This window comes from Kutzneria sp. 744, from assembly GCF_000568255.1.
In the GTDB taxonomy this organism is placed as follows: domain Bacteria; phylum Actinomycetota; class Actinomycetes; order Mycobacteriales; family Pseudonocardiaceae; genus Kutzneria.
Genome location: NZ_KK037166.1, coordinates 5283803 through 5309454 on the forward strand (window position 1 = coordinate 5283803; position 25652 = coordinate 5309454).

Annotated in this window: 22 protein-coding genes; 7 read left to right on the forward strand and 15 right to left on the reverse strand. The window is 70.9% G+C overall.

Features of this window, described 5'->3' with window-relative positions; all coding sequences use genetic code 11:
• On the reverse strand, nucleotides 1-2063 hold a 2063-nt coding region (locus tag KUTG_RS23660), incomplete at its 3' end, for a sensor histidine kinase (RefSeq protein ID WP_232240913.1).
• Between the two features lie 467 nt (nucleotides 2064-2530).
• Between KUTG_RS23660 and KUTG_RS23665 the strand changes: the two genes are divergently transcribed.
• A complete protein-coding gene (locus KUTG_RS23665) occupies nucleotides 2531-3490 on the forward strand; it encodes an ABC transporter substrate-binding protein (RefSeq protein WP_232240914.1) in 960 nt (319 codons plus the stop codon).
• Nucleotides 3491-3575: 85 nt separating this feature from the next.
• Here the strand turns inward: KUTG_RS23665 and KUTG_RS23670 are convergent, their stop codons facing one another.
• Complete coding sequence (locus KUTG_RS23670; RefSeq protein WP_157494723.1) at nucleotides 3576-4385, reverse strand: LppU/SCO3897 family protein; 810 nt, start codon at nucleotides 4383-4385, stop codon at nucleotides 3576-3578.
• A gap of 271 nt (nucleotides 4386-4656) precedes the next feature.
• On the opposite strand from KUTG_RS23670, the gene KUTG_RS23675 reads away from it, so the two are divergent.
• A complete protein-coding gene (locus KUTG_RS23675) occupies nucleotides 4657-6318 on the forward strand; it encodes a DNA repair helicase XPB (protein WP_043719644.1) in 1662 nt (553 codons plus the stop codon).
• A gap of 55 nt (nucleotides 6319-6373) precedes the next feature.
• Here KUTG_RS23675 and KUTG_RS23680 read toward each other — a convergent pair whose 3' ends face one another.
• The 9 genes from KUTG_RS23680 to KUTG_RS23720 form a co-directional block, all read right to left on the reverse strand.
• Nucleotides 6374-6778: a hypothetical protein gene (locus KUTG_RS23680; RefSeq protein WP_043719646.1), complete on the reverse strand. Its 405-nt coding sequence runs from the start codon at nucleotides 6776-6778 to the stop codon at nucleotides 6374-6376.
• Nucleotides 6775-7044 (reverse strand): hypothetical protein, encoded by a 270-nt coding sequence (locus tag KUTG_RS23685; protein WP_157494724.1) that lies wholly within the window; start codon nucleotides 7042-7044, stop codon nucleotides 6775-6777. The genes KUTG_RS23680 and KUTG_RS23685 overlap by 4 nt, the downstream gene beginning before the upstream one ends.
• 71 nt (nucleotides 7045-7115) lie before the next feature.
• Nucleotides 7116-7973: an SRPBCC family protein gene (locus KUTG_RS23690; RefSeq protein WP_043719649.1), complete on the reverse strand. Its 858-nt coding sequence runs from the start codon at nucleotides 7971-7973 to the stop codon at nucleotides 7116-7118.
• Nucleotides 7974-7976: 3 nt separating this feature from the next.
• Nucleotides 7977-8831 (reverse strand): FAD binding domain-containing protein, encoded by an 855-nt coding sequence (locus KUTG_RS23695; protein ID WP_043719650.1) that lies wholly within the window; start codon nucleotides 8829-8831, stop codon nucleotides 7977-7979.
• Nucleotides 8828-11251 (reverse strand): xanthine dehydrogenase family protein molybdopterin-binding subunit, encoded by a 2424-nt coding sequence (locus tag KUTG_RS23700; RefSeq protein ID WP_043719652.1) that lies wholly within the window; start codon nucleotides 11249-11251, stop codon nucleotides 8828-8830. The genes KUTG_RS23695 and KUTG_RS23700 overlap by 4 nt, the downstream gene beginning before the upstream one ends.
• Entirely contained in the window at nucleotides 11248-11757 is a 510-nt protein-coding gene (locus tag KUTG_RS23705; protein WP_043730410.1) for a (2Fe-2S)-binding protein, read from the reverse strand. The genes KUTG_RS23700 and KUTG_RS23705 overlap by 4 nt, the downstream gene beginning before the upstream one ends.
• A 147-nt stretch (nucleotides 11758-11904) precedes the next feature.
• The gene (locus KUTG_RS23710; RefSeq protein ID WP_043719653.1) at nucleotides 11905-13023 is read right to left on the reverse strand and encodes an XdhC family protein; all 1119 of its coding nucleotides are present in this window, start codon (nucleotides 13021-13023) and stop codon (nucleotides 11905-11907) included.
• Nucleotides 13016-14089, reverse strand: coding sequence for a vWA domain-containing protein (locus KUTG_RS23715; protein ID WP_043719654.1), 1074 nt, complete (start codon nucleotides 14087-14089; stop codon nucleotides 13016-13018). The genes KUTG_RS23710 and KUTG_RS23715 overlap by 8 nt, the downstream gene beginning before the upstream one ends.
• 16 nt (nucleotides 14090-14105) lie before the next feature.
• Complete coding sequence (locus tag KUTG_RS23720; RefSeq protein ID WP_043719657.1) at nucleotides 14106-14963, reverse strand: AAA family ATPase; 858 nt, start codon at nucleotides 14961-14963, stop codon at nucleotides 14106-14108.
• 84 nt (nucleotides 14964-15047) lie between these two features.
• Here KUTG_RS23720 and KUTG_RS23725 point away from each other — a divergent pair, with 84 nt between their 5' ends.
• Entirely contained in the window at nucleotides 15048-15281 is a 234-nt protein-coding gene (locus KUTG_RS23725; RefSeq protein ID WP_043719659.1) for a PspC domain-containing protein, read from the forward strand.
• A gap of 116 nt (nucleotides 15282-15397) precedes the next feature.
• Here KUTG_RS23725 and KUTG_RS23730 read toward each other — a convergent pair whose 3' ends face one another.
• From KUTG_RS23730 to KUTG_RS23745, 4 genes are all read right to left on the reverse strand, one after another.
• Nucleotides 15398-16648, reverse strand: a complete 1251-nt coding sequence (locus KUTG_RS23730) for a GGDEF domain-containing protein (RefSeq protein WP_043719661.1) — start codon at nucleotides 16646-16648, stop codon at nucleotides 15398-15400.
• Nucleotides 16649-16844: 196 nt separating this feature from the next.
• Nucleotides 16845-18080: an MFS transporter gene (locus tag KUTG_RS23735; RefSeq protein WP_043719663.1), complete on the reverse strand. Its 1236-nt coding sequence runs from the start codon at nucleotides 18078-18080 to the stop codon at nucleotides 16845-16847.
• Nucleotides 18081-18166: 86 nt separating this feature from the next.
• Complete coding sequence (locus KUTG_RS23740; protein ID WP_043719665.1) at nucleotides 18167-19714, reverse strand: beta-N-acetylhexosaminidase; 1548 nt, start codon at nucleotides 19712-19714, stop codon at nucleotides 18167-18169.
• A gap of 28 nt (nucleotides 19715-19742) precedes the next feature.
• Nucleotides 19743-20435, reverse strand: coding sequence for a copper homeostasis protein CutC (locus KUTG_RS23745; RefSeq protein WP_043719667.1), 693 nt, complete (start codon nucleotides 20433-20435; stop codon nucleotides 19743-19745).
• 681 nt (nucleotides 20436-21116) lie between these two features.
• On the opposite strand from KUTG_RS23745, the gene KUTG_RS23750 reads away from it, so the two are divergent.
• From KUTG_RS23750 to KUTG_RS23765, 4 genes are all read left to right on the forward strand, one after another.
• A complete protein-coding gene (locus tag KUTG_RS23750) occupies nucleotides 21117-21473 on the forward strand; it encodes a hypothetical protein (protein ID WP_043719669.1) in 357 nt (118 codons plus the stop codon).
• Nucleotides 21474-21778: 305 nt separating this feature from the next.
• Nucleotides 21779-22393, forward strand: a complete 615-nt coding sequence (locus KUTG_RS23755; protein ID WP_052395314.1) for an RNA polymerase sigma factor — start codon at nucleotides 21779-21781, stop codon at nucleotides 22391-22393.
• A 44-nt stretch (nucleotides 22394-22437) separates the two neighbouring features.
• On the forward strand, nucleotides 22438-22902 hold the full coding sequence (locus KUTG_RS23760) for a hypothetical protein (RefSeq protein WP_043730413.1): 465 nt from the start codon (nucleotides 22438-22440) through the stop codon (nucleotides 22900-22902).
• A gap of 64 nt (nucleotides 22903-22966) precedes the next feature.
• Nucleotides 22967-25597, forward strand: coding sequence for a CHAT domain-containing protein (locus KUTG_RS23765; protein WP_232240915.1), 2631 nt, complete (start codon nucleotides 22967-22969; stop codon nucleotides 25595-25597).
• The last annotated feature ends 55 nt before the right edge of the window (nucleotides 25598-25652 follow it).

Below are 25652 nucleotides of genomic sequence, written 5' to 3' on the forward strand. Positions count from 1 at the left end.
AAGGCGTTGGCGATGCCGCCGCCGTTCTGGGTGGCCGGCCGCTCGCCGCCCGACGGCGGCGTGCTGACGTCGGCCCCGGGGGCCAGCACCAGCGAGCCCGGCACCACGACGAGCGCGGTCATGCCGCCCTCGATGTCCTCGTTGCCGCGCAGCCGCACCTTGATGTCGTGCCGCTTGGCCAGCCGCGCGACCACGTACAGGCCCATGCGACGGGACACGGCCACGTCGACCTCGGGCGGGTCGGCCAGGCGCTCGTTGGTCTCGTTCACGTCCGGGCCGGACATGCCCACGCCGCGGTCGTGGATCTCGATGGCCAGCTCGCCGCGCCGCGTCTTGGCGGTGCGCACGGTGACCTTGGTGTTCGGGTCGGAGAACGCGGTCGCGTTGTCCAGCAGCTCGGCGGTGAGGTGCACGAGGTCGTTGACCGCGCGGCCCTGGACCGTGAGCTCCGGGGTCGGCGCGACCTGGATGCGGGCGTACTGCTCGACCTCGGACACCGCGGCGCCGAGGACATCGCCGGCCGGGACGGGCCGGGTCAGGCGTCGGCCCAGGTCGGTGCCCGAGAGAACCAGCAGGTTCTCGCTGTTGCGCCGCATACGGGTGGCCAGGTGGTCCAGCTCGAACAGGTTGGCCAGCTGGTCCGGGTCCTGCTCGTCCTGCTCCAGCCGGTCGATCAGGCCCAGCTGGCGTTCGACCAGGGCCTGGGAGCGCCGGGACAGGTTGACGAACATGGCGTTGACGTTGTCGCGCAGCATGGCCTGCTGGGCCGCCATCCGGACCGCCTCGCCGTGCACCGCGTCGAAGGCCCGCGCCAGCTGGCCGACCTCCTCCTTGGTGTGGATCGGGACGGGATCGACCACTTCCCGGGCCGCTTCGGCCGGGTTGGGGTCGGTGAGGATGCGCTGCACCTCTTCCGGCAGGCGGTGGTCGGCGATGTCCAGCGCGGTGCGCCGCAGCACGCGCAGCGGCCGCAGCAGCGACCGGGCCACGAACAGGGCGGTCACCAGGGCCAGCAGCAGGGCGCCGAGAACCAGCGCCGAGTTGCGGATCGCGGAGTCCTGCGAGGTGTTGGCCAGCGCGTTCGTGTTCTCCTGGAGCTGCTGCAGCAGGGCCTGCTGGACCTGGTTGGTCAGGTTGACCGTCAGCGTGGAGTCGATGTCCCACTGCGTGGTGGCCAGGTTGTCGAGGCCCTGGTTGTTGGTGCCGCGGATGAGCGCGGCCTCCTCCAGCTTGTTGGCGTCGTCGACGATCAGGCCGGTGACCGTGTCGTCGAAGATGCGCTGCTGTTTCGGGTCCGCCGACTTGGTGAAGTCGTTCTTGGCCGCGTCGAGCTCGGCGTCGGCGGCCAGCAAAGCCCGCAGCTGGTCCTGCGGGAAGGACTTGGTCTGGAAGACCTGGAGCAGGATGCCGCGCTTGCGGGAGTCCTGCTCCTTGGCGCGGGCCACGGCGTTGGTCGCCAGCTGCAACCGCACCAGGCTCGGGTCGGAGATGGTGGAGATGGCCTGCTCACCGAGGTCGAGCAGGTTCTGGATGGAGTCGCTGTAGGCGTTGAACGTGGCGCTGGCGGGGTACTTGGACTCGCCCACCGCCTTGCGCAGGTTCGTCAACCGGGACAGCTGGTCGGCCGCGGTGCTGAAGCGGGCCTCGACATCCGGGGACAGTCCTGGACCGAGCGTGCTCACCAGGTTGCGGAACGCGGTGATGTCCTGCACCACCCGGTCGCGCTCGCGGTCGAGGCTGACCTGGTCGCCGGTCCGGTTGGCCGCGACGAACTGCGCGGTCAGGTCGCGCTCGCGCTGGAGCTGCTGCACGAGTTCGGCGACGGAGGTCTCCAGCTGCACCTGCTTGGCCAGGCGCTGGGCGTCGGTGAGGTTGGCCACGTCGGCGCGGACGCGGATGCCACCGAGGATCAACGCCAGGATGGTCGGGATCAGCAGGACGACGAGCAGCTTGGTGCGCAGTCGCCAGTTCTGCAGCCGCCACCTCGAGCCGGTGCCGTCCGCGTTGCGGTCGACGTCTCCGACATCGCCGCTATGTCCGATGTGTGTCGTTTCTTCGCTCACGTCCGCATCACGCTGCGCAGCCAGTCCTTCACCCTTTTCGGGGCCACCCGAACGCGCAGGACCAGCGGGGCCTGGTCGGCCGGGGCCTTTGTCTCGACGGGCCACCCTGGGCTTCCTCATTCCAGCAGCAGTGTCTCGGTCCCTCCCCGGACCAAGTTGGTTCCGAAGTGGGCCGAATTGCAGCACAACCACGGGGCGTAATGCCAGACGGCCCCGCTGCCTTCCTTCTCCGTGGTCCGCGCCGACCACATCCACTAGCCCAATGAGCGTAGTGGCGGATACCTCGGACGGGAAGACTCCAGATGCACTCACGGTATCCGCCGCGGGGGATGCCTTCATACGTCCGGGTGGCTACCATCCCCGCATGTTGGTATCGGTCGTGGTTTGATGCCAGCGGCCCGGTTGGGGGGCCCGTAGATCAAATTAATGAGGTGCGCATGGCCATCGGAGCGGTACGACGGACCGCTGTGGCGCTCGTGGGAGCGCTGGGTCTGGTCGCTTCCGCGGCCGGCTGCAGCCTGCTGCCCGGATCCGGAGCTTCCAGCTCGCCGAACCTGGAGCACCCCTCGCTCCGCGTCGGTTACGAGGCGCAGGTCGACGTGGCCCCGCTGTACATGGCGGTGAAGAACAACCTGTTCGACCAGGCCGGGCTGAAGATCGAGCTCGTGCAGGAGAACAGCGACCAGGAGGCGATCAAGCAGGTCCAGAACGGCCAGCTGGACATCGCCTTCGCCACCCACGTGAGCTTCTTCAAGGCCGAGGCCGGCGGCGCGCAGCTGGAGCTGCAGGGCGAGGCCTACCAGGCCGGCACCAACACGATGGCCCTGGTCACGCTGCCCGCGCAGGGCTACAACAACCCGTCGGCCAAGCCGAACCCGAAGATCGCGGTCAACGCCGACGACGACCTCGGCGTGCTGACCACGAAGTCGGTGCTGGACACCGCGGGCGTGCAGCAGAACCGCATCCAGTTCTCCACCGTCGGCTTCAACGACATGATCACGGCGCTGCAGAACCGCACCGTGGACGCGGCCTGGATGGTCGAGCCGTTCATCACCCGGGCCCAGCAGCAGCTGGGCGCGACCATCCTGACCGACGCCGCCCGCGGCGCCACCCAGGAGTTCCCGATGACCGGCTACGCGTCGTCCAAGAAGTTCGCCGACGCCAACCCGAACACCATGGCCGCCTTCCGCGCGACGTTGCAGCAGGCCCAGGAGCAGGCCTCGGACCGGCTCAAGGTGCAGAGCGTGCTGAAGGACTACGCCGGTGTCGATGCCGGCACCGCCGACCTGATCTCGGTCGGCAACTTCCCCACCACGCTCAACGCCGTCCGCCTCCAGCGTGTCGCCGACATGATGGAGACGTCCGGAATGCTGCAGAACCGCCTGGACGCGCAGTCGATGCTGCCGCCCTCACAGCAGAACAGCTGATCTTCGAGAATTTCTGACGAAACGCAAGACGGCCGGGTCGGGATTTCCCCGGCCCGGCCGTCGAAACGTTGCCGCTACGTGAATATCAGGCGCCGCTCGGCTTGGCCAAGCAGTAGGTCAACTTCAGCGCCGGGTACGCGAGAGCGGCGGTCGGGTTCTCGCAGGCGCTCTTGTCGGCCTTGTCCTTGAGAACCTTGACCTGGACGTTGTCCACGTCGGGGTCGGTGCACGCGAGGCTCGGGTAACCCATGTCCTGGGAAGCCTCCTGCATCTTGTAGCAGCCGCCGTCCTTGAAGATCGGCGCCAGGCACACCTTCACGTTGTTGAGCGTGCCCGACTCGTAATACGAGTCGTAGCCCTCCGCGCACGTCTCGGACGACTTGATCACCTGGCCGACGGTGTAGTTGGCCTTGTCCGAGGTGCAGTCGGCCTTGTCGTACTTCGGGCTGGTCAGCGTGCCGCCGACCGTCGCGCAGTCGCCGACCGCCGTGTTGTGCGCGTCGTCGGCGCTGGACACCGCGGTGCTGACGCCGAGGCCGATGACCACCCGGACGATGATCACCACGACGATCACGCCCACCGCACCGCCGATGCCGGCCAGCAGCCTGCGGCTCTTCTTGGGCGGGGTGCCCATCGGGGCCTGGGGGAACGGCTGCGGCTGGCCGGGGCCGGGCTGGAAGCCGGCCTGCGGACCGGTGCCGGGAACCGGGCCCGTGCCCGGAACCGGGCCGGCGCCCGGGAACTGACCCTGCGGGGCCTGCGGGTACGGCTGCCCCTGCGGGAACTGGCCCTGAGGGGCCTGCGGGAACTGCCCCTGCGGCTGCTGCGGGTAGGGCTGGCCCTGAGGCTGCTGCGGACCTTGCGGCCCGGCAGGAGGCATGGGTGGAGTGCTCATGGGTCCCCTCTTGGTGTTTCTCGTGACGAAACGCCTGGCCTCAGGCGTTGACCAACCCCCGAAAGGCGGACTGTAACCAGCGCAAAGGCCTCGCCGCCGGGTCTTTACCGGTTGGTTATGAGACGACGGGAGCGCCGGCATCCCAGGTGCCCGAGAGTGCCATGACGCAGGTCACATCACACCCCGGCGGCCACTCGGCCGGGACGGGATTGGCAATCGGGTTCCCCCGGTTGCAACACTGGTCAGACCACCGATGTGAGGAGCACGAGCGGTGACCGACGGACCACTGATCGTCCAGTCCGACAAGACGCTGCTGCTGGAGGTCGACCATCCGCTCGCCGACGAGACGCGGACGGCCATCGCGCCGTTCGCGGAGTTGGAACGGGCGCCGGAGCACGTGCACACGTATCGGGTGACGCCGCTGGCGCTGTGGAACGCCCGTGCGGCGGGCCATGACGCGGAGCAGGTGGTGGACGCGCTGGTCCGGTACAGCCGGTACCCGGTGCCACAGCCGCTGCTGGTGGACGTGGTGGACACGATGGCCCGCTTCGGCCGGCTGCAGCTGGTGAACAACCCGGCGCACGGCCTGACCATGGTGTCGCTGGACCGCGCGGTGCTGGAAGAAGTGCTGCGCAACAAGAAGATCAGCCCGATGCTGGGCGAGCGGGTCGCCGAGGACACGGTGATCGTGCACCCGAGCGAGCGTGGCCGGCTCAAGCAGGCGCTGCTCAAGGTGGGCTGGCCGGCCGAGGACCACGCCGGCTACGTCGACGGCGAGGCGCACCCGATCGCGTTGGAGGAGAACGGCTGGCAGCTGCGCGACTACCAGCGCCTGGCGGCGCAGTCGTTCTGGGCCGGCGGCTCGGGCGTGGTGGTGCTGCCGTGCGGCGCGGGCAAGACGATGGTCGGCGCGGCGGCGATGGCCGAGGCCCAGGCCACCACCCTGATTCTGGTCACCAACACGGTCGCGGGCCGGCAGTGGAAGCGCGAGCTGATCGCCCGGACCTCGCTGACCGAGGAGGAGATCGGCGAGTACTCGGGCGAGCGCAAGGAGGTCCGCCCGGTCACCATCGCGACGTACCAGGTGATCACCCGCAAGACCAAGGGCGAGTACAAGCACCTGGAGCTGTTCGACTCCCGCGACTGGGGCCTGGTCATCTACGACGAGGTGCATCTGCTGCCGGCCCCGGTGTTCCGGATGACGGCCGACCTCCAGTCCCGGCGGCGGCTCGGGCTGACCGCGACCCTGGTCCGCGAGGACGGCCGCGAGGGCGACGTGTTCTCGCTGATCGGCCCCAAGCGGTACGACGTGCCGTGGCGGGACATCGAGGCCCAGGGCTGGATCGCGCCGGCCGACTGCGTCGAGGTGCGGGTCACGCTGACCGACAACGAGCGGCTCCAGTACGCGACGGCCGAGCCCGAGGAGCGGTACAAGCTCTGCTCCACGGCTCGCACGAAGCTGCCGGTGGTGCAGGCCATCCTGGACAAGCACAAGGGCGAGCCGACGCTGGTGATCGGGGCCTATCTCGACCAGCTCGACGAGCTCGGCGAGGGCCTGAACGCTCCGGTGATCCAGGGCTCGACCAAGAACAAGGAGCGCGAGGAGCTGTTCGACGCGTTCCGCCGGGGCGAGCTGAAGACCCTGGTGGTGTCCAAGGTGGCCAACTTCTCCATCGACCTGCCGGAGGCCTCCATCGCCGTGCAGGTGTCGGGCACGTTCGGCTCACGTCAGGAGGAGGCCCAGCGGCTGGGCCGCCTGCTGCGGCCCAAGGGCGACGGCCGGCAGGCGCACTTCTACTCGATCGTCTCCCGGGACACGCTGGACGCCGACTACGCGGCGCACCGCCAGCGCTTCCTGGCCGAGCAGGGCTACGCGTACAAGATCGTCGACGCCGACGACTTGCTGGGCCCGGCCGTGCCCGAGGTCGGCTGAAACGTCAGGAAGGGGCCCTTCCTGACGTTCAACGCCAGGATCGGTCCCTTGACCTTCAGATTGTGATGATCGACATGGGGCGGTCGACGTCGTCGACCGCCCACATGAGTTCGAGGGCGTTCACCTCGGTCGTCACCACGATGGCGCGGTAGGCCACCGCGGTCGCCGCCACCACGGCGTCGACCCGGTCGGCCTTGCCGTTCACCGCGAAGTCGATCATGTACTCGTAGACCACGCCGGACTCCTCGGCCCAGTCGGTCTTGCACGCGCTCAGCACCGTGGCCGGCTCCTTGCCGCCCGGGCGCTGCCGCAGCTCCGAGCGCACGGCCGAGGGCACGATGAGCCGGCACTCGTCGAGCAGGAAGCACTTGTGCAGGGCCATGAACCTGCGGTCGTTGGCCAGCGCGGCCTCCAGCGCCCCGACCGCGTACACCACGGGCGGGCGGAACGTGCCGCTCACTGCTGCGCCGAGCCTTCCTGGGGCGGCCGCAGCCGGGCCCGGGCCGCCTCGATGGCCTCGTCCGCGCCGGCCATCTCGGGCTTGGACAGAGGGCCGTACCGGCTCTCCCAGTACTCCATCGCCGTCAGCCCCTCCTGGTTGAGCACGTGGTGCTCGACGATCCGGGTGACATAGCTGGCCAACGCCAGCCGCGCGTCGTCGGCCAGCTCCTGGACCCGGGGTGCCAGGTCCTCGGGCAGCGTGATCGTCACTCGCTTGCTCGGCACGCGCAACATTATGGCGGCGAATGCCGAACGCCGGGTGTCCGCCATACCAATGGGCGTTCGGATGTAGCCGTTCAGCGCCTTCGCAGCCACGCCACGATCACGATGAGCAGCACGATGACTCCGATCGCGACGGCCGCCCGCCGGGCCACCGAAGCCCCGGCGACCTCAAGAAGGTCAAGGGGTTCGGAGGCCGGGGGTAAGGGTGGGGATGGTGGTGTGGGTGGGTCGGCTGCGCGCGCGGCGGGCCCGGTCGCGGCGCTTGAGTCAACTGTGGAACCCGGATCGGCCGCGGTGCTTGGCCTAGCTGCGGAGCTCGGATCGGCCAGGGTGCTCGGGTCAACTGCGGCAGTCGGGTCGGCTGCGGCACTTGGATCGGCCGCGGTGCTCGGGCCGGCCGGAGTGCTCGGGCCGGTTGCGGCACTCGGGCCCGCTGGGGTGCTCGGGTCGGCCGTCGGGGTCGGGGCGGTGGCCGCGGTCGGGGCCGTCTCCGGCGCCAGCTTCCCGGCCAGGCACTCGGCGAAGCGGTCGAGGATCTTGCCGCCGACCTCGGTGATCATGCCCCGGCCGAACTGCGCCGGCCGGCCGGTCACCGCGAGGTCGGTGAACACCTCGGCCACGGTGTCGGCGCCATCGGCCGCAAGGGTGACGGTGATGGTCGCGGAGGCGGTGCCGTTGCCGCGACTGTCCTTTCCGGACGCCTTGATCACGGCGCGATGGGCCTCGGCGTCGGTGGACTCGAAGGAGCCGGCGCCCTTGTACAGCAAGGCCACCGGCCCGAGCTTGACCTTCACGGTGCCGGCGAAGGAGTCGGCCTCGACGGAGGTGAGCGCCGCCCCGGGCATGCACGGGGCGACGCGCTGGGGATCGAGCAGCACCGACCACACCTCGTCGATCGGCGCCGCCACCCGGAACTGGTGTTCCAACCGCACCGGTCAGCCTCCGACCGCGATGGCCAGCGCCCGTCCGGTCAACACCCGGGCCAACTGGCTGCGGTACTCGGCGTCGCCGTTGCCATCGGTGCCGGGGCTGGTGCCCTCGGCGGCATGCTCGGCGGCGGCCCGCAGCACGTCCGCGCCGGCCGACTGGCCGATCAAGGCCTGCTCGACGGCGACCGCCCGCACGGGAACCGAGGCCATGTTGGTCAGGCCGACCCGGGCACCGGCGATGGTGCCGCCGCTGACCTGGAGCGAGACTCCGACGGCGACTATCGACCAGGCCTGGGCGACCCGGTTGAATTTCTCGTAGTGCGACAGCCAGCCCGTGTGCTTGGGGATAACCACGGCCACCAGCAGCTCGTCCGGGGCCAACGACGTCGTGAAGTAGTCGACGAAGAAGTCGGCGGCCGGGATCTCCCGCCGGCCGGACGGCCCCTCGACCACCATCACCGCCCCCAGGGCCAGCGCCACGGCCGGCAGATCGCCGGCCGGGTCGGCGTGGGCCAGCGAGCCGCCGAAGGTTCCCCGGTGCCGAACTTGGGGATCGGCCACGGTTTCCGTCGCCCGCGCGATCAGCGAGGCATGGTCTTGCACGAGGTGGTCGCGGGCCACGTCGTAGTGCGTGGTCATGGCCCCGATGACCAGGTTGTCGCCGTCCTCGCGCACGCCGCGGAGCTCGGGGACGCGCCCGAGGTCCACGATCATGGTCGGCGCGGCCAGCCGCATGCGCAGCACGGGCAGCAGGCTTTGCCCGCCGGCCAACACCTTGGCGTCCTCGCCGGCCTCGGCCAGCGTCCGCACGGCTTCCTCCACGGTGGAGGGACGGGCGTAGTCGAAAGCGGACGGGATCACTGGAGGCCCCCTTCGATCGAGCCGAGGCCGCCGCCGGCCTGGCTGCCGCCGGTGTCAACGTCCCGCCCGTGGATCGCGCCCCACACCCGGAACGGCGTGCACGGCATCTCGATGTCGTCGATTCCCATATGCCGCACCGAATCCACCACGGCGTTGACCACCGCCGGCGTGGAGGCGATGGTGCCGGCCTCGCCGACTCCCTTGACGCCCAACGGGTTGGTCGTCGACGGCGTCTCGGTCCGATCCGTCACGAACGACGGCAGGTCGGCCGCCGAAGGCAGCAGGTAGTCGGCGAAGGTGCCGGTGGTCAGGGTGCCGTTCTCGTCGTGCACCGCCTCCTCGAACAACGCCTGGGCGATGCCCTGGGCCAGGCCGCCGTGCACCTGGCCCTCGACGATCAGCGGGTTCACGACCTTGCCGACGTCGTCCACGCACACGTACTTGCGGATGGTGACCCGGCCGGTCTCGGTGTCCACTTCGGCCGCGCAGAGGTGGGTTCCGTGCGGGAAGGAGAAGTTCTCCGGGTCGAAGGTGGCCTCGGAGTCGAGGCTGGGCTCCACGCCGTCGGGCAGGTCGTGCGCGGCGAACACGGCCAGCGCGATGTCCGTGATGCCGGTGCCCTTGTCCGTGCCGCGCACGGAGAATCGGCCCTGGGCGAAGTCGAGGTCGTCCTCGCTGCACTCCAGCATGTGCGCGGCGATCTTGCGGGCCTTGGCAATCACCTTGTCCCCCGCCTTCACGACGGCGATGGCGCCGACCGTCAGCGAGCGGGAACCGTAGGTGTCCATGCCTTTGTGCGAGGACTGGGTGTCGCCGTGCAGCACCTCGACGTCCTCGAACGGCACGCCCAGCTGATCGGCCACGATCTGGCTCCACGCCGTCTCATGCCCCTGCCCGTGCGGCGAGGATCCGGTGACGACCTCGACCTTTCCGCTGGGCAGCATGCGAATCGCCGCGTGTTCCCAACCTCCGGCGCCGTAGGACAGCGAGCCCAGCACACGGGAGGGAGCCAGGCCGCACATCTCCGTGAAGGTGGAAATGCCGATGCCCAACTGCACTACATCACCACGCTCGCGGCGCTCCGCCTGTTCCCGCCGCAGACCGTCGTAGTCGAACAGCTGCTTGGCCTTTTCCGTTGCCGCCTCGTAGTTTCCGGAGTCGTAGGTCAGGCCGCAGACCGTGGTGAACGGGAACTCCTCGTGCGTGATCCAGTTCTTTTCCCGTATGGCCAACGGATCCACGCCCAGTTCGGCGGCCAGCTCGTCCATCATGCGTTCGATGGCGAAGGTGGCCTCCGGCCGTCCGGCACCGCGATAGGCGTCGGTCATCACCTTGTTGGTGAACACGTTGGTGCAGCTGAAACGGTAGGCCGGGATCTTGTAGATGGCGTTGAACATGAACGCGCCGAGAATGGGGATGCCCGGCGTGACCAGGCTCAGGTACGCGCCCATGTCGGCCAGCAGGTCGACCTTCAGCCCGGTGATCGTGCCGTCGCGGGTGGCCGACAGGGTCAGCCGCTGGATCTGGTCGCGACCGTGGTGGGCGGTCGCCATGGCTTCGGACCGGGTCTCGGTGTACTTGACCGGCTTGCCCAGGCGGCGGGCCAGCAGGAAGACCAGGATCTCCTCGGGCGTCACCTGGAGCTTGCCGCCGAAGCCGCCGCCGACGTCCGGCGCGATCACGCGGACCTTGTGCTCGGGCACGCCCAGCGTCAGCGCCAGCATCAGCCGCAGGATGTGCGGGACCTGGGTGGCCGACCACAGCGTGACCTGTTCGCCGGTCGGGTCGCACAGCACCGACCGCGGCTCCATGAACGCCGGGATCAGGCGCTGCTGGCGGAACTTCCGCTCCAGCACGATCTCGCCGGCGGCGATGGCCTCGTCCACGTTGCCGCCGGTACCCGCCTCGGCCGAGTCGAACACCCACAGCGCGCTCTTGTTGGTGCCCAAGGACTCGTGTACGAGCACCGCGCCGTCGGCGACCGCCGCCTCCATGTCCAGCACCACGGGCAGTTCGTCGTAGTCGACGTCGATGGCCTCCAAGGCGTCGTGCGCCTCGGCCGAGGACCGGGCGACCACGATCGCCACCGCCTCGCCGGCGTAGTTGACCGTGTCGACGGCGATCGACGGGTGCGGCGGGTTCTTCATGTCCGGGGTGATCGCCCACGCGCACGGCAGGCTGCCCTGCTCGTCGGCCAGATCCGCGCCGGTCACGACGGCCAGCACGCCGGGCATCGACCGTGCCGCCTCGACGTCGATGGAGGTGATCCGCGCGTGCGCCACCGGGCTGCGCAGGATGGCCATGTGCAGCAGGCCGGGCAGCGTGATGTTGTCCGTCCACCGGGTTCGGCCGGTGATCAGGCGGGCGTCTTCCTTGCGGCGCCGGGACTTGCCGACCTCGGGCTCGGCGGTGGCGGTCACTCCCCACCCCCGACGGCCTCGTGCTCACGGTCGGCCTGGGCCGCCGGCTTCAACCGGTGCGCCGCGTCCTGGACCGCGCGCACGATGTTCTGGTAGCCGGTGCAGCGGCAGAGGTTGCCCTCCAGGCCGTGCCGCACGGTCCGCTCGTCCGGGTCGGGATCGTCGGCCAACAGGTCGATGGCCTGCATGATCATGCCCGGCGTGCAGAAACCGCACTGCAGGGCGTGATTGTCGTGGAACGCCTGCTGCACCGGGTGCAGCTGGCCGTCCCGGGCCAGCCCTTCGATGGTGGTGATCTCGCAGCCGTCGGCCTGCACCGCCAGCATCGAGCACGACTTCACGCTGTGGCCGTCCACGTGCACCGTGCAGGACCCGCAGTTGCTGGTGTCGCAGCCGACGACCGTGCCCACTTTGCCCAGTGTCTCCCGCAGATGCTGCACGAGCAGTGTTCGCGGCTCCACCTCGTCGGTGTAGCTCACCCCGTCCACGACCATGGTGACTCGCATGTCGCCTCCAGGCAGCACGGAACCCGGCGGGCGGCCCACCACCGCGTCGTGACCGGGCTCACAGCCCGAGCCTGCCCCGGTTGCCCTGCGGAAACAACCCCCCGCGCAGATACGGTGGCGCTGCTGGATTTCCGCCGCAGGTGCGGGTCAGGCCGTGCGGTGGATGGGGCCCTCGGAGTGAGCCAGTCGCTCTCCGCGTCCGCCCCAGCGCAGGGCGATGATCTCCGCGGCGATCGACACCGCGGTCTCCTCGGGGGTGCGGGCGCCGAGGTCGAGTCCGATGGGCGAGGACAGGCGGTCGATCTCCGCGTCGGTCAGGCCGGCCTCGCGCAGCCGGGACATCCGGTCGTCGTGCGTGCGGCGGGAACCCATCGCGCCGACGTAGGCGATGTCCAGGCGCAGGGCCACTTCCAGCACCGGCACGTCGAACTTGGGGTCGTGGGTGAGCACCGCGACCACCGTGCGGTGATCGATCTTGCCGGCCTCGGCCTGCTGCACCAGGTACCGGTGCGGCCAGTCGACGACGACCTCGTCGGCGTCGGGGAAACGGCCCTTGGTGGCGAACACCGCCCGCGCGTCGCAGACCGTGACGCGATAGCCGAGGTAGGCGCCGAGGCGGACCATGGCGGCGGCGAAGTCGATCGCGCCGAACACCAGCATGCGCGGCGGCGGCTCGAAGGAGTTGATGAACACGGCCATGCCCTCGCCGCGACGCTGCCCGTCGGGGCCGTAGTGCAGCAGCCCGCTGCGGCCGCTGGCCAGCATGCCGCGGGCGTCGTCGGTGATGGCGTCGTCCATGCGGGCGGACCCGAGGTCCCCGGCCCGGCGATCGGCCCACACCACCAGGTGCCGGCCGATCAGGGCCTCGTCGGGATGCTCGACGACGGTGGTCACGGCCACCGGCTCCTCGGCCCGCACCGAGGCGACCACGTCGGCCAGCTCGGGGAAACGCTTGCCGTCCACGCGTTCCACGAAGACGTCGAGAATGCCGCCGCAGGTCAGGCCGACCGCGAACGCGTCGTCGTCGGTGACGCCGTAGCGCTGCAACACCGGCCGCCCGTCGGCGATCACCTGCTGCGCCAGCTCGTACACCGCGCCCTCGACGCAGCCGCCGGACACGCTGCCCGAGACCTGGCCGTCGTCGGCGACGAGCATGGCCGCGCCGGGCTGGCGCGGGGCCGAGCGGAAGGTGGCCACGACCGTGCCGAGCGCGGTCGGCCGGCCCTCCTGCCAGTTCTCGTCGACCTTGTCGAGAACGTCACGCACGCCGCACCTCCGTCAGCAGTTCGTCCAGCGTGGCCAGGCTGTGCCCGGCCAACAGCCGGTCGACGTGCGGCAACGCCGCGCGGATACCGGACTGTACCGGGGCGTAGCCCGGACGGCCGACATGCGGGTTCACCCACAGGACGGCATGCGCGAGCCGCCGCAGCCGGGCCAGTTGCTCGCCCAGCAGCGCCGCGTCGCCGCGCTCCCACCCGTCCGAGAACACCACCGTGACGGCCTGCCGCGCCAGGCCGCGCTGCCCCCAGCGATCAAGAAATACCCGCAGGGTCTCCCCGAGTCGGGTGCCACCGGCGAAATCGGGCACGGCCCGGGCCGCCGCCTTGAGGGCCTGGTCCGGATCGCGCAGCCGCAGCTGCCGGCTCACGCGGGTCAGTCGGGTGCCGAGCGTGAAGGCCTCGGTGCTCGGAGGAGATCTGCGGACGACGGCGTGGGCGAACCGCAGCAGGGCGTCGGAGTACGGGGTCATCGAGCCGGAGACGTCGATCAGCAGCACCAGCCGCCGCGGCCGCAAGCGCTTGCGGCGATAACGCAGGCGTACCGGCTCGCCACCGGATCGCAGCAGCTCACGCAGGGTTTCGTCGGGATCGAGCCGACCCCGGCGCGACCGTCGGGTGCGGACACTGCGGCGCAGCGGCGGATCGGTCCTCAGCGTCGCCAGCAGCTCCTTCAGCGCGGCCCCGTCCAGCGCGGTGACGTCTCGTCGGCGCAGGACCTCGGTGTCGCTGGCGGCCACGTTCAGCTCCGGCACCTCGCCGTCGCCCTCGCCCGACATCGGGGCCACCAGCGGGGCGCTGACCGTGGTGCGCCGACGGGTGCGGCCGTTGCCGGTGGTCCGCGTCGGGACGTTGCCGAACCAGGCGGCGAAGGCCGCGTCGTAGCCGGGGATGTCGTCCGGCTCCGCGCACAGGCTCACCCGGCCCGCCCAGTACACCTGGCTCGGCTCTGCCACATCGACGTGGCTGAGCGCCTCCAGGTACGCCTGCACCCGCACCGGGTCCGCCCGCAGCACCGCGGCGAACCCCGCCAGTCCGGGCAGCGGGTCCGTCATCTTCGAATAATGCGACTCAGGCCAGCAACGCGTCCAATCCCTTGGCCACCACGCGGTCGGCGTCCTCCCGGTACTTCAGCACCGCGCCCAGGGTGAGCGCCGCCGCCTCCGCGTCCAGGATCGGCCGGTCCAGCGCCAACAACGCCTGCGCCCAGTCCAGCGACTCCGCCACCCCCGGCGGCTTCAGCAGCTCGGCCGCCCGCATCCGCGAGACGGCCGTGGCGACCTGGGTCGCCAGGGCCTCGGTCAGCTCGGGCAGCCGTCGTCGCAGGATCGCGACTTCACGGACGAGGCCCGGGTGTTCGAGCCAGTGGTAGAGGCAGCGACGCTTGACCGCGTCGTGCACCTCGCGGGTCCGGTTGGAGGTCAGCACCACCACCGGCGGCTCGGCGGCGCGAATCTCTCCCAGCTCCGGAATGCTCACCGCGTGCTCGCTGAGCACCTCCAGCAGGAACGCCTCGAACTCGTCGTCAGCACGGTCGATCTCGTCCACCAGCAGCACGCAGCCCGGCGTCTCCAGGGCTTGCAGCAGCGGCCGGGCCAGCAGGAACCGCCGGGTGTACAGCTCGGCCTCGGCGTCGTCGGTCCGCCCCCGGGCCTCCATGGCCCGCAGGTGCAGCAGCTGCCGCGGGAAGTCCCAGTCGTACAGCGCGCGGGCGGCGTCGATGCCCTCGTGGCACTGGAGCCGGATCAGGGGCGTGCCCAGAGCGTCGGCCAGGGCCTTGGCCAGGGCGGTCTTGCCGGTGCCGGGCTCGCCCTCGCAGAACAGCGGCCTGCTCATGCGCAGCGCCAGGAACGCCGCGGTGGCCAGCCCCTCGTCCACGAGGTAGCCGACCCGGTCCAGCGCCGCGGCCAGCTCACCCGGGGTCTCCATGGCTTGAAGGGTAGGCCCATATCGGGGTCGAACCAGGGACGAACCCCGATGGCACGGGGCCGCCGCGCGGGCAGTCTTTGGGTCATGACGACGACGAACAACATCCTGAACGAGGCCGGCGACAAGATGAAGACCTTCCGCCGCAGCCGCGAGAACCGAATGCTGGCCGGCGTGTGCGGCGGGGCCGCCGAGCTGCTCGGCGTGGACGCCGCGATCCTGCGGGTCGCCATGGTGGTCGGCACCGTGTTCTTTGCCGGCGCCGGCGTTGTCCTCTACGCCGCCTGCTGGCTGCTCGTCCCCGAGGCGGACGACGAGTGAGTGGTGGTGTTGCCGCGCGTTCCACGCGGGGCGAGATCACGCTTGGGGGGTTTGCCGAGCCATGCAGGGCCTTCGAGGGGTAGGCCCCGCATGGCTCGTATGAGCGGTACTCGGTTCTACGCCGCGTCCCGCTTGTCCACTGTGGCCACCACCCGGTTCCGGCCGGTGCGCTTGGCCCGGTACACGGCCGTGTCGGCGGCCAGCAACAGCCGTTCCATCGTCGTGCCGCTGCTGCGGTGCACGGCGACACCGATCGAACAGGACAGTCCGGCGATCGGCACACCTTCCTGCGGCGCCATCACGTAAAGAGCGCCGACCGTCTTGCGGATCCGCTCGGCGACAACGAGCGCGCCGGCCTCGTCGACGCCGGGCAGCAGCACCACGAACTCCTCGCCGCCGAACCGGCCGACGGCGTCGTCCGCGCGCACCTGGCCCTTCACCGCCGCGGCCACGGACTTCAGCACGGCGTCGCCGGCCAGATGCCCGTAGGTGTCGTTGACCCGCTTGAAATGATCGAGGTCGACCATCAGCACGCCGACCGTCGCCCGCTGATCCTGCTTGGTGCGGGCCAACTCCTGCGTCGCCAGGTGGTGCCAGGTGACCGCGTTGAGCAGACCGGTCTTCACGTCGATGGTGGCCGCCGCCTCCAACTCCTTGACCAGCACGCTGCGGTGCAGCACGACGATCGGACAGAACAGCAGCACCGTGAACAGCGGCTGGTACACCAAGGTGAGCGCGGTGAGCCCGCCGAGACAGAGCGTGGTCAACTCCAGGGCGTTGTCGTCCCAGGTGCCGAACAACTCCGTCAGCGGAGCGTTGCCCCGGTGGCGCAGGTTGATGGACACGGCCAGCAACAGCGCGTCCACCAGCTCGAAGGTCAGCCCGCCCAGCACGCACGCCAGCGTGACGCCCAAGCTCCATTCCGGCAGCCGGTCGGTCAGCGGAATGCCGGCGACGGTGTTGGCGGCCAGGCAGGCCACGACGGCCGCGCTCGCGCCGAACACCGTGCGGTGCAGGGACACGTTGTGCAGGTGCTGCCAGATCCGCAGCCACATGTGCGAGTACAGGGCGACGCAGAGCAGGGCCACCAGCTGCGGCGGCAGCATCAGGACCGCCGGGATCAGCCAGATCGAGGTCATGTTGATGTGCGTGGAGCCGCTCATCCGGCGGCGGTCCCGCTCGATCCGCCGCGACAGCTCGGCCTGCACCATGCCCAGCGCCAGCAGGACGGTGAAGCGGATCAGGGCGACATCGGTGATCGGGCCGCGGGTGAACGAGGCCAGCGCCACGACGAGAGCGATCGCCTCCACCAGAACGGCGTAGGCGATCCAGCGTCCGGGCAGCGCCCACAGCGCGAATCCGGCCATGCGGTCTATGAGCCCGTAACGATCGACCCCTTTCGGAGAGGATCTGGACTGGCTCATACTGGACACGTCGCCCCCTTATTTCGACCGCCGTGTCCAGTGTTCAACCGGGCACGGCAGATTCGCTAGGTTCATCCGGGTGAGTTCACAACTGTGATCGGGGAGGGTTCGCCATGGCCGTTACGCGAATGACACGCGACTAGCTCCTACGGGTGTCCGCCCCTGATTCCGGTGCGGGCAGCCAGATATCCGGCCGGCTGGTGGTGGCGCGACGCCAGGCCACCGCCACCGGCGCCGCGATGAGCAGCCCGATCAGCCCAAACCAGCCCACCGCATTCGCCGCGCCGACACGGTCCGCGACCAGTCCGGCCACGAATGGGCTCAACCCCTGCGCGGCCATCATTCCCGCATATGCCAGACCCAACACCTGGGCCCGTCGAGAATCATGCACTCCCCGAACTATCGACGCCGTTGTCTGCATGTACGTGGCGGTGCCGAATGCGCCGGCGACGATGAATAGGGCGGCCGATGCGACGAGTCCGGGATGGAGCAGGCACAGCAGCAGCGGAACGCCGGAGGCCACGCACATCAGCGCCAGTCCGCGGGCCTGCGCGGTGCCCGGCACGAATCGTCCGAACACGAACGCTCCGATGACGCTGCCGACCGGATCGGCGGCCAGCAACAGGCCCAAGGTGACCGTGGTGCCGCCCAGTTCGTCGTTGTAGGGACCGGCCAGGCCTTCGTACACAATGAACACGCCGGTGAGCCAGCCGATCAACAGCAGCGCCCGCAGGCCGGGATCGTTGCGTAGCAAGGCAAAACCACCGGGCGTGGCCCGATGGGCGGGATTGAGCGCCGCCGGCCGGGCCCGGACGCCCGCGCGCAGCAGAATCGCGGAAACCAGGAACGACAAGGCATCCAGCGACAATGTCCAATAGGGGCCGATGACCGCCAGCAGCAGGCCGCCGCCGGCGAAACCGAGCACCTGGGCCGACTGGTTGGTGATGTTGCGTATCGCCATGCCGGCCAGAAAGCCGTCCTGCGGCAACACATCGGCCAGCAGCGCCTGCTCGCCGGCCCGGAACGGGGCGTTCAGCAGCGACACCCCGGCCACCAGCACGCACAGCACCGGAAAGGGCATGCCGGGGATCGCCACCGGCACGATCATGGCCGCCCGCGACAGATCCGCGGTCAGCATCACCCGGCGCCGGGGCAGCCGGTCGGCCAGTCCGGACAGGAACACACCGCCGACGAAGGACGGCACCAGCGTCAGGGCGAAGGTCAGGCCGGTCAGCGCGGCCGAGTGCGTGTTGTCGTAGACCAGGACGACCAGCGCCACGCGGGCCAGCTGGTCGCCGACCATGGACAGGCCGCCCGCGGCCCAGATCGCCCTGTACTCGGCGACCGCGAAGGCCGCCCCGAACCGTCCCGCCATCCCGCACCGCCCCCACCGTCCGTGTTGGCACGGTAGCGAGTGGTGAGCGAAACGGGTGGTGCTCGCGGGCTTTTCACCCGCGTCGCCTAACGCGGGCGGCCCGGCACTCCCGGCCGCGTCTGCCACGGGTGCGGCCCGTCCAGGGGCCGGTACTCCACGCCGATCGCGTCCAGCCTGGGCAGATGGTCCTCGGTCAGCCGGCGGGTGAAGTCGGCCAGGTCCCGGTTGCCCCGTTCGGTCCAGACCACTTCGGCGAACGCCGACAGCCGCGGGAAGGCCGCGTAGTCGACCCGCCGCGGCGAGTCGAGGTGCTCGGTCCAGACGTTGGCCTGCGCGCCCAGGACCCGCTTGACGGCGTCACCGGTCAGGTCGACCGGGATCGGGTCGTACTCGTACACATCGGACACGGTGTGGACCATGCCGACCGGGATCGGCTCATCACGCCGGTCGGACTCGCGGTGGTCGAGATACACCTTCTGCTCCGGGCACATCACCACGTCGAAGCCCGCGCGGGCGGCATCGACCCCGGCCCGCTCGCCGCGCCAGGAGGCGATCACCGCGCCGCCCGGCAGCGGTCCGACCTCGGCGATCTCGTCCCAGCCCATGGCCCGACGTCCATGCTTGCCAAGGTGTTCGGCGATCTGGCGGATGAACCAGCCGTGCAGCTCAGGCACCGTCGCGAGGCCGCGTTTGTCGGCCTGTTCCTGCGTCCACTGCGCGGTCGGAACCTCGTCGCCGCCGACGCAGATGACCTCGGACGGGAACACGTCGACCAGCTCGTCGAAGACGTGCCGGTAGAAGTCCACTGTGGAGTCTTCGGTGTTGAGCACGTTCTCGTTGACACCCCACAGCGGCCACACCGGCAGCGGGTGGTCGAGGTTGCCCAGCTCCGGGTAGGCCGCGATGGCCGACTGGCTGTGGCCGGGAATGTCGATCTCCGGCACCACCACCACGTGCCGGCGGGCCGCGTAGGCGACGACCTCGCGGAGATCGTCCTGGGTGTAGAAACCGCCGTGCGGACGGCCGTCGGTCGCATCGTCCGTGCGGACGCCGACCCGCGAGCCCTCGCGCCAGCTGCCGATCTCCGTCAGCTTCGGGTAGCGCTTGACCTCGAACCGCCAGCCCTGGTCGTCGGTCAGGTGCAGGTGCAGGCGGTTCATCTTGTGCGCGGCCAGCAGGTCGATGAAGCGCAGCAGGCCGTCCTTGGGCATGAAGTGCCTTGCCACGTCGAGCAAAGCGCCGCGGTAGCCGAAGCGGGGCCGGTCCTCCACCACGCCGCACGGCAGCGACCACTGCCCGTTCCCGATCGGCGCGCGCCGGAACGCCTCGGGCCCCAGCAGCTGCCGGACCGACTGCGCCGCGTGGAACGCCGACTCCTCGTCCTGGGCCTCCACCAGCACGCCGTCCGGGAACACGCGGATCAGGTGGCCGTCCAGCCACGGCACGATGCGGAACCGGATCGTCGGGTCGGCCGCCGGCCGCAGCGGCAGGCCCGTCGCCGCCACCAGCACCTCGCGCAGCCACGTCACCGCGGCCGGATCACCGTCCAGCGTGGTGTTCTCGTCCAGCGGCAGCCTGCCGCCGGTGGCGTCCACTCGCGACGGTCGGGGCAGCAGGGTCTCAAATCCGCGCACGCCCCGGATGCTAAGCGACGTCCTATGTCTAGACCAGCGTGCCCGCGTGCTGAATCAACTCCGCCCACTCCGTGACCGCCCTCGCGTCGACCGGGTAGTCCCAGCCGCCGGGACGCACCGCGCTGCCGACGTGGAACCGCCGCACGCCGTCGGCCCGCAGCCCGGAGACCTGTTCCGCCCTCAGCCCGCCGCCGGCCATCACGGACAGGCCGTCGGCCTCCTGCATGGCGGCCAGCTCGCGCAGCACCGGCAGGCCGTCGGCCACGCCCTTGCCGCTGCCGGCGGCCAGCACGGTGTCGGCGCCCAGCGCCGCCACGTCCTTCCACGCCGCGAGCGGGTCGGCCGCGTGGTCCAGCGCCCGGTGGAAGGTGAACTTGCAGCCGTCGAGCTCGTCGATCACGGCCCGGCAGGTCGCGACGTCGACGGCCCCGTCGACGGTGAGCCAGCCCAGCACGAACTCGGTGATGCCGATGTCCCGCAGCGCGATGGCCTCGGCCCGCAGCTGGTCGAGCGACCAGGGCGCGAAGCCGGCGTCGTCGCGCAGCATGGCCCGCACGGGTAGGTCGGTGGCGGCGAGCACCCGCCGCGCGGTGGCCACGGCCGGGGTCAACCCGTCGGCGGCCATGTCGCTGACGAGCTCCAGCCGGTCGGCCCCACCCTCCTGGGCGGCGTGCGCGTCGCGGGCGTCGAGCGCGATGACTTCCAGCAGCAAGTCGGACATAGGTCTAGACCATAAGGCCAAGGGCCCCGTGATCACCACCGCCGATCAGGCAAGATCGGAAACTTCGAGAAAATTTTCGCAACCTTGTATCTCCTGGCCGAGGCGCTGCTCCTGTCCTCATGTCCGGCCCGTTCACCCACGCCATGGGGAACGGGACGGCGGACCAGGCGCCCCACAGGCGCCGGTCGGGGGTGGCAGGACCGCCATGGGAATGGCGGTTCCGCCAGGTCAGTACACGCGCGACAGGTGCCCGCACACAGGGGTGTCGGTCGGCCCGGTGTCGAGGGGGCATCGGTTCGGTCGTCGGAGAAGCGGGCGCCGGTCAGCGTGGAAGGACCCTTCACGTCAGCGGGGGTGTGAAGGGTTCGCGGGCCGGAGACGACTACGCCTGCGTCGGAAGGGGAGAACCGACGCCGGGCCGCCACAGTCGTCTCCGGCCCTTCTGCGCGTCCAGGGGTTTTCCCTCGTCCGCCGTGTTGATCACACCGTGGCGTGTATCTAGTCCGATCGTGCGATCCCTTGTTAAATCGTTGCGCTGTTCGAGGTGACTCGGCGGCACAATGAGCACGCATGGTGAACCGGGAGGGGCCGAGTCACCGTGTTGCTCCACGACAGGACGCAAGCCGCACGTGGGGAGACGGCGCGGCTGGCGTCACCGGGGAACACCAGAGGGGACGACTCATGAGCACCACGGACGACACCACGTCGACCAGCACTCCGGACGCGACCACTCTCGACCCCGCGATGCTGGACGAGGTCGAGCAGGCCCTGGCCGACGCGCAGGACGGCGGCGGCGAGACCACCGACGGCGGCATCCCGCACGCCGAGGACCACCCCGGCGGCGTGGTCGCCCACGTCGGCGGTGGCGTCGCACACCCCAACGGCGGCATTCCGCACGCCGAGACGACCCAGCCCACCACCGGCGGCGTCGCGCACCCCAACGGCGGCATCCCGCACGCCGAGACCACCAGGCCCGCCGGCGGCGGCGTCGCGCACCCCAACGGCGGCATCCCGCACGCGGAGGTCGTCCGCCCGTGACGGCTCGTGCTGGTGGCGGCAGCCCCGCCACCAGCACGGACACGTTGTTACCAATTCGTGAGTATCTGGCTCCGAGTTCGCCGCTCTTACCTACGTCGGGACCCGTCCGGGGGTCCGCCGGAGTGAATGGGGCGGCGGTGGCAGCACACGGAAACACGCCGGGGGGCGTGGCCGTCATCGAGCACGATTGGCCCATCTGGGTGTGGAGAACTACACCGGGTAGGGCAGGATGCAGGCACGGGGTGCGTCCCCGTGGCAGGGGGACCGGGGCGCGCCGACGTACCTCAGACCCGGAGGTGCATCGAATGGCCGTAGACACGTGGGACGGCTTGACCGGCCACGACCCGTGGGAGGGGCTGACCGGTCACGACCGCCACGCGGCGTGTCTCGTAGCGGCCAGAGCCGGCAACCGCAAAGCGCTCGACGTGCTGGTCGCCGACCTCACGCCGCTGGTCTGGCATGTCACGCGCAGCCAGGGGCTGGACAAGGTGCACGCGGAGGACGTCGTGCAGACCGTCTGGCTGGCCCTGCTGCGCCACCTCGACCGGCTGCAACAGCCCAAGGCCCTGGCCGCGTGGCTGATCGTGACGGCGCGGCGCGAGGCCCAGCGGGCCAAGACGACCGGCTTCGACCGGGAGACCCCGGTGGCGGCCGAGGACCTGGTGGACATCCCGGCCCAGGTGGACGGTCCCGAGCAGCACGCGCTGCGCGACGACCGGGACCGCCGGCTGTGGGCCGCGTTCAAGCAGCTCACCGACCGCTGTCAGAAACTGCTCACGCTCACCGTGCTGTCCGGCCGGGCCCAGTACGACGCGGTCGCGGAGGCGTTGGAGATGCCCCGCGGCAGCATCGGCCCGACCCGCGGCCGCTGCCTGACCTCGCTGCGCGAGCTCCTGGACTCGGAAGGGGGCCCGCAATGAGCACTGCCGATGGTCAGCACGAGTTCGACGAGGCCGGCGTGGACATGGACAACCTCACCGAACAGGACCTGCTCCTGCTCGCCGAGCTCGACGTGCTGTTCGACAAGGTCGACCCCGTGCCGGCCGACCTCGTCGAACGCGTCCAGTTCGCGATCGCGTTGGAGGACCTCGACGTCGAGGTCGCCCGCTGGGAGCGCGCCGAGGAGCTGGCCGGCGTCCGGGGCGCCGGCCCGAACACCGTGACGTTCACCGTGGAAGACCTGACCATCATGGTCAGCTTCGCTCCGGCCGGTGCCGGGTACCGGTTCGACGGCTGGTTGGTGCCCGGGGGACCGCACACCGTCGAGGTCAGGGTGGCCGGGCACTCGTCCACCACCGCGGAGGCCGACGAGGGCGGTCGGTTCGCGGTCGACGACGTGCCCAAGGGCACCACGCAGCTGGTGGTGCACCTGGCCAACGGGACCGGTTCGCGGCCGCGGACGATCGTGACGCCCACGCTGATGCTGTAGACGACTCGATCTTTCCCCGGACGGTGGACACCACACCTTCGGCGGGGTGTGCTGGTATGTACAAGTGCCTCCGTCGTCCACCGCCGCTGCCGCGCGCCCACGCGCTGTTGTGGCCGTGCTGGAGCGGGTGGCGAAGCTGCACGCTGGCGCGCACCGGACGGCGTTGTCCCAGCAGTACGCCGAGGCATCCCGGCTGCACCGCCGGGCGCTGAAGCTGCTGGACCGGGTGCCCGCTCAAGATCAGGAGCAGCAGCGGCTGCGGGTCCGGGTGCTCAGCTCCCTGGCGCACACCGACGCCGAGGCGTACGGGCTGCGTGAGGGCATGCCGTCGCTCCAGCTGGCCGGCCGGCTGGTGTCGTCGATGCCGACCGGCTCGCCGCGCATGGTGCTGGAAGGCCTGATCGAGCGGCAGCGCGGCAACCTGCTGTGGCGGGCCGGCCGGCTGCCCGAGGCCCTCGTCGTGCTGGACAAGGCCGTCGTCGCCACCGACAAGGCGCTGGCCTCCGGCGCGCCCGTCGAGAACGGCCTGATCAGCGCCCTGACCGCGCGCGCCCTGGTCAACAGCGCCATGGGCAACCCGCACTCGGCCGGCGACGACCTGCGCCGCTGCCTGTGGCTCGGGCACACCTACCACTCGCCGCTGACGTTGGCGATCACCACCAACAACCTCGGCGAGATGCACTACCGCATGGGCGACGCCCCCACGGCGCTGCGCTACTACGAGGAAGCCGAGCGGCTGATGTCGCGCGTGGCGCCCACGGCCGTGCCGAAGGTGCGGTCCGACCGCGCGCAGGTGCTGCTGTACGCCGGATTGGCCGAGGAGGCCGCCAACGCGCTGGACGAGGCCTTCGGCAGCCTGCGTGAACAGGGCGGCAACCGGGACCTGGCCGAGGCCGAGACGCTGCGGGCCGCCGCCGCCGTGATGGAGGGCGACTACGCCACCGCCCGGTCGTTCGCCCAGCTGGCCCGGCGTCGCTACCTGCGGCAGGAGCGGCCGGCCATGGCCTGGCTGGCCTCGTTGACCGGGCTGCACGCCGCCGTCGGGGCCGCGATGAGGACCCCTCGCAAGCCGTCGAAGGCGTTGGTGCGGCGGGCCTTGGAGCTGTCCGAAGGGCTCGGCGGCGTCGCACAGGCCGACGAGTCCGCCGTCGCCAAGCTGCTCGCCGTGCGCCTCCAGGTGCGGCGGGGCGAGGTCTCCGACGCCGCCCGCCTGCTGGCCGAGGTGCCCGCGCCGCGGCGGTTCACCTCCATCGACCACCGCATGCTGCGCCGGCTGGCCCGGGCCGAGGTGGCCGTGGCCACCGGCGACCGGCGCACCGCGTTCAGCCAGGCCCGCGCCGGTTTCACCGAGCTGGGCCGCACTCGTGATCGCATGGGCGGGTTGGAGCTGGTGAGCGGCACCGCCGTGCACGGGCGTGAGCTCGGCGTGCTGGCCGTGCGGCTCGTGTTGGACGGCAACCGCTCCACCGCCGACGCCCGACGGCTGTTCGACTGGTTGGAGCGGACCCGGGCGCAGGTGTACCGGTACGAGCCGCAGCCGTCCATCGACGATCCCGAGCTGGCCGACCGGATCACCGAGATCCGCGGTCTGACCCGGGCCATGCAGCTGGCCAAGGCCGAGGGCCGCCGGGTCCGGGAGATGGCCGCCCGGCACGCCGCGCTCCAGCAGGAGGTCACCCGGCTCGGCTGGCAGACCACCGTGTGGGGCCGTCCCCGCCCCGTCGCCGACCTGGCCGAGGTGGGCAAGCGCCTCGAAGACCGAGCCATGATCAGCTTCGCCGCCGTCGACGACGTGCTGGTCGCCGTGGTCATCGTCGACGGCCGGCCCCGGCTCGTGCGCCTCGGCAGCGTCGCCGACGCCCGCCAGGCCGCCAAGATGTTCCACGCCGACCTCGACGCCCTGGCCCCCGACCACCTGCCGTCGGCGCTCGTCGAGGTCGTCTCCACCTCCGCCCGCCGCCGCGCCCAGTTCCTCGACGACCAGCTCCTGCGGCCCTTGGCCTCGATCATCGGCGACCGCGAACTGGTCGTCGTGCCCACCGGGCCCCTCTACCCCATCGCCTGGGGCGCTCTGCCCTCGCTGCGGGGCCGGCCCGTCGTCGTCGCCCCGTCCGCCACCGCCTGGCTGTCCGCCTCCGCCGACCAGCAGCTCCCCGGCACCGGCCGCTCAGTTCTGGTCGGCGGCCCCGACCTGCCCGCCGCCGTCGGCGAGGTCGCCCAGCTCACCCGCTACCTGCCCGGGGCCCAGGTGCTCGACGGCCCCTCCGCCACCGTCGAAGCCGTGCTGGAGGCCCTCGACGGCGCCCAGCTCGCCCACATCGCCGCCCACGGCATGCACGAGCCCGGCAACGCCCTGTTCTCCCGCCTCGACCTCGTCGACGGCGGCCTCTTCGCCCACGAGACCGCCCGGTTGCAGCGCCCGCCCGAGCAGGTCGTCCTCGCCGCCTGCGAGCTCGCCATGACCCGCATCCGCCCCGGCGACGAGGCCCTCGGCTTCGCCGGCGCGTTGTTGGCCACCGGCGTCCGCACCGTCACCGCCGCCGTCTCCCGCGTCGGCGACCAGACCGCCGCCGAGAGCATGGCCTTCTACCACCGCCGCGTCGCCGAAGGCGCCCGCCCCGCCGTCGCCCTGGCCGACGCCACCGCCGCCGATCCCTTCCGCCGCCCCTTCATCTGCCTGGGCGCCAGCAACTAACCCCCGCGAGTCCCGCTCTCGGGCAGCCATGTGTTGAGTTCATGCGTGCCCGAGA

Coding starts and splice junctions, on each gene's coding strand:
- KUTG_RS23670 (WP_157494723.1), bottom strand. CDS start 4,385: ATGAGCACTCCACCCATGCCTCCTGCCGGGCCGCAAGGTCCGCAGCAG.
- KUTG_RS23705 (WP_043730410.1), bottom strand. CDS start 11,757: ATGCGAGTCACCATGGTCGTGGACGGGGTGAGCTACACCGACGAGGTG.
- KUTG_RS23715 (WP_043719654.1), bottom strand. CDS start 14,089: ATGACGGACCCGCTGCCCGGACTGGCGGGGTTCGCCGCGGTGCTGCGG.
- KUTG_RS23720 (WP_043719657.1), bottom strand. CDS start 14,963: ATGGAGACCCCGGGTGAGCTGGCCGCGGCGCTGGACCGGGTCGGCTAC.
- KUTG_RS23725 (WP_043719659.1), top strand. CDS start 15,048: ATGACGACGACGAACAACATCCTGAACGAGGCCGGCGACAAGATGAAG.
- KUTG_RS23730 (WP_043719661.1), bottom strand. CDS start 16,648: ATGGCCGGATTCGCGCTGTGGGCGCTGCCCGGACGCTGGATCGCCTAC.
- KUTG_RS23735 (WP_043719663.1), bottom strand. CDS start 18,080: ATGGCGGGACGGTTCGGGGCGGCCTTCGCGGTCGCCGAGTACAGGGCG.
- KUTG_RS23745 (WP_043719667.1), bottom strand. CDS start 20,435: ATGTCCGACTTGCTGCTGGAAGTCATCGCGCTCGACGCCCGCGACGCG.
- KUTG_RS23750 (WP_043719669.1), top strand. CDS start 21,117: ATGAGCACCACGGACGACACCACGTCGACCAGCACTCCGGACGCGACC.
- KUTG_RS23755 (WP_052395314.1), top strand. CDS start 21,779: ATGGCCGTAGACACGTGGGACGGCTTGACCGGCCACGACCCGTGGGAG.
- KUTG_RS23760 (WP_043730413.1), top strand. CDS start 22,438: ATGGACAACCTCACCGAACAGGACCTGCTCCTGCTCGCCGAGCTCGAC.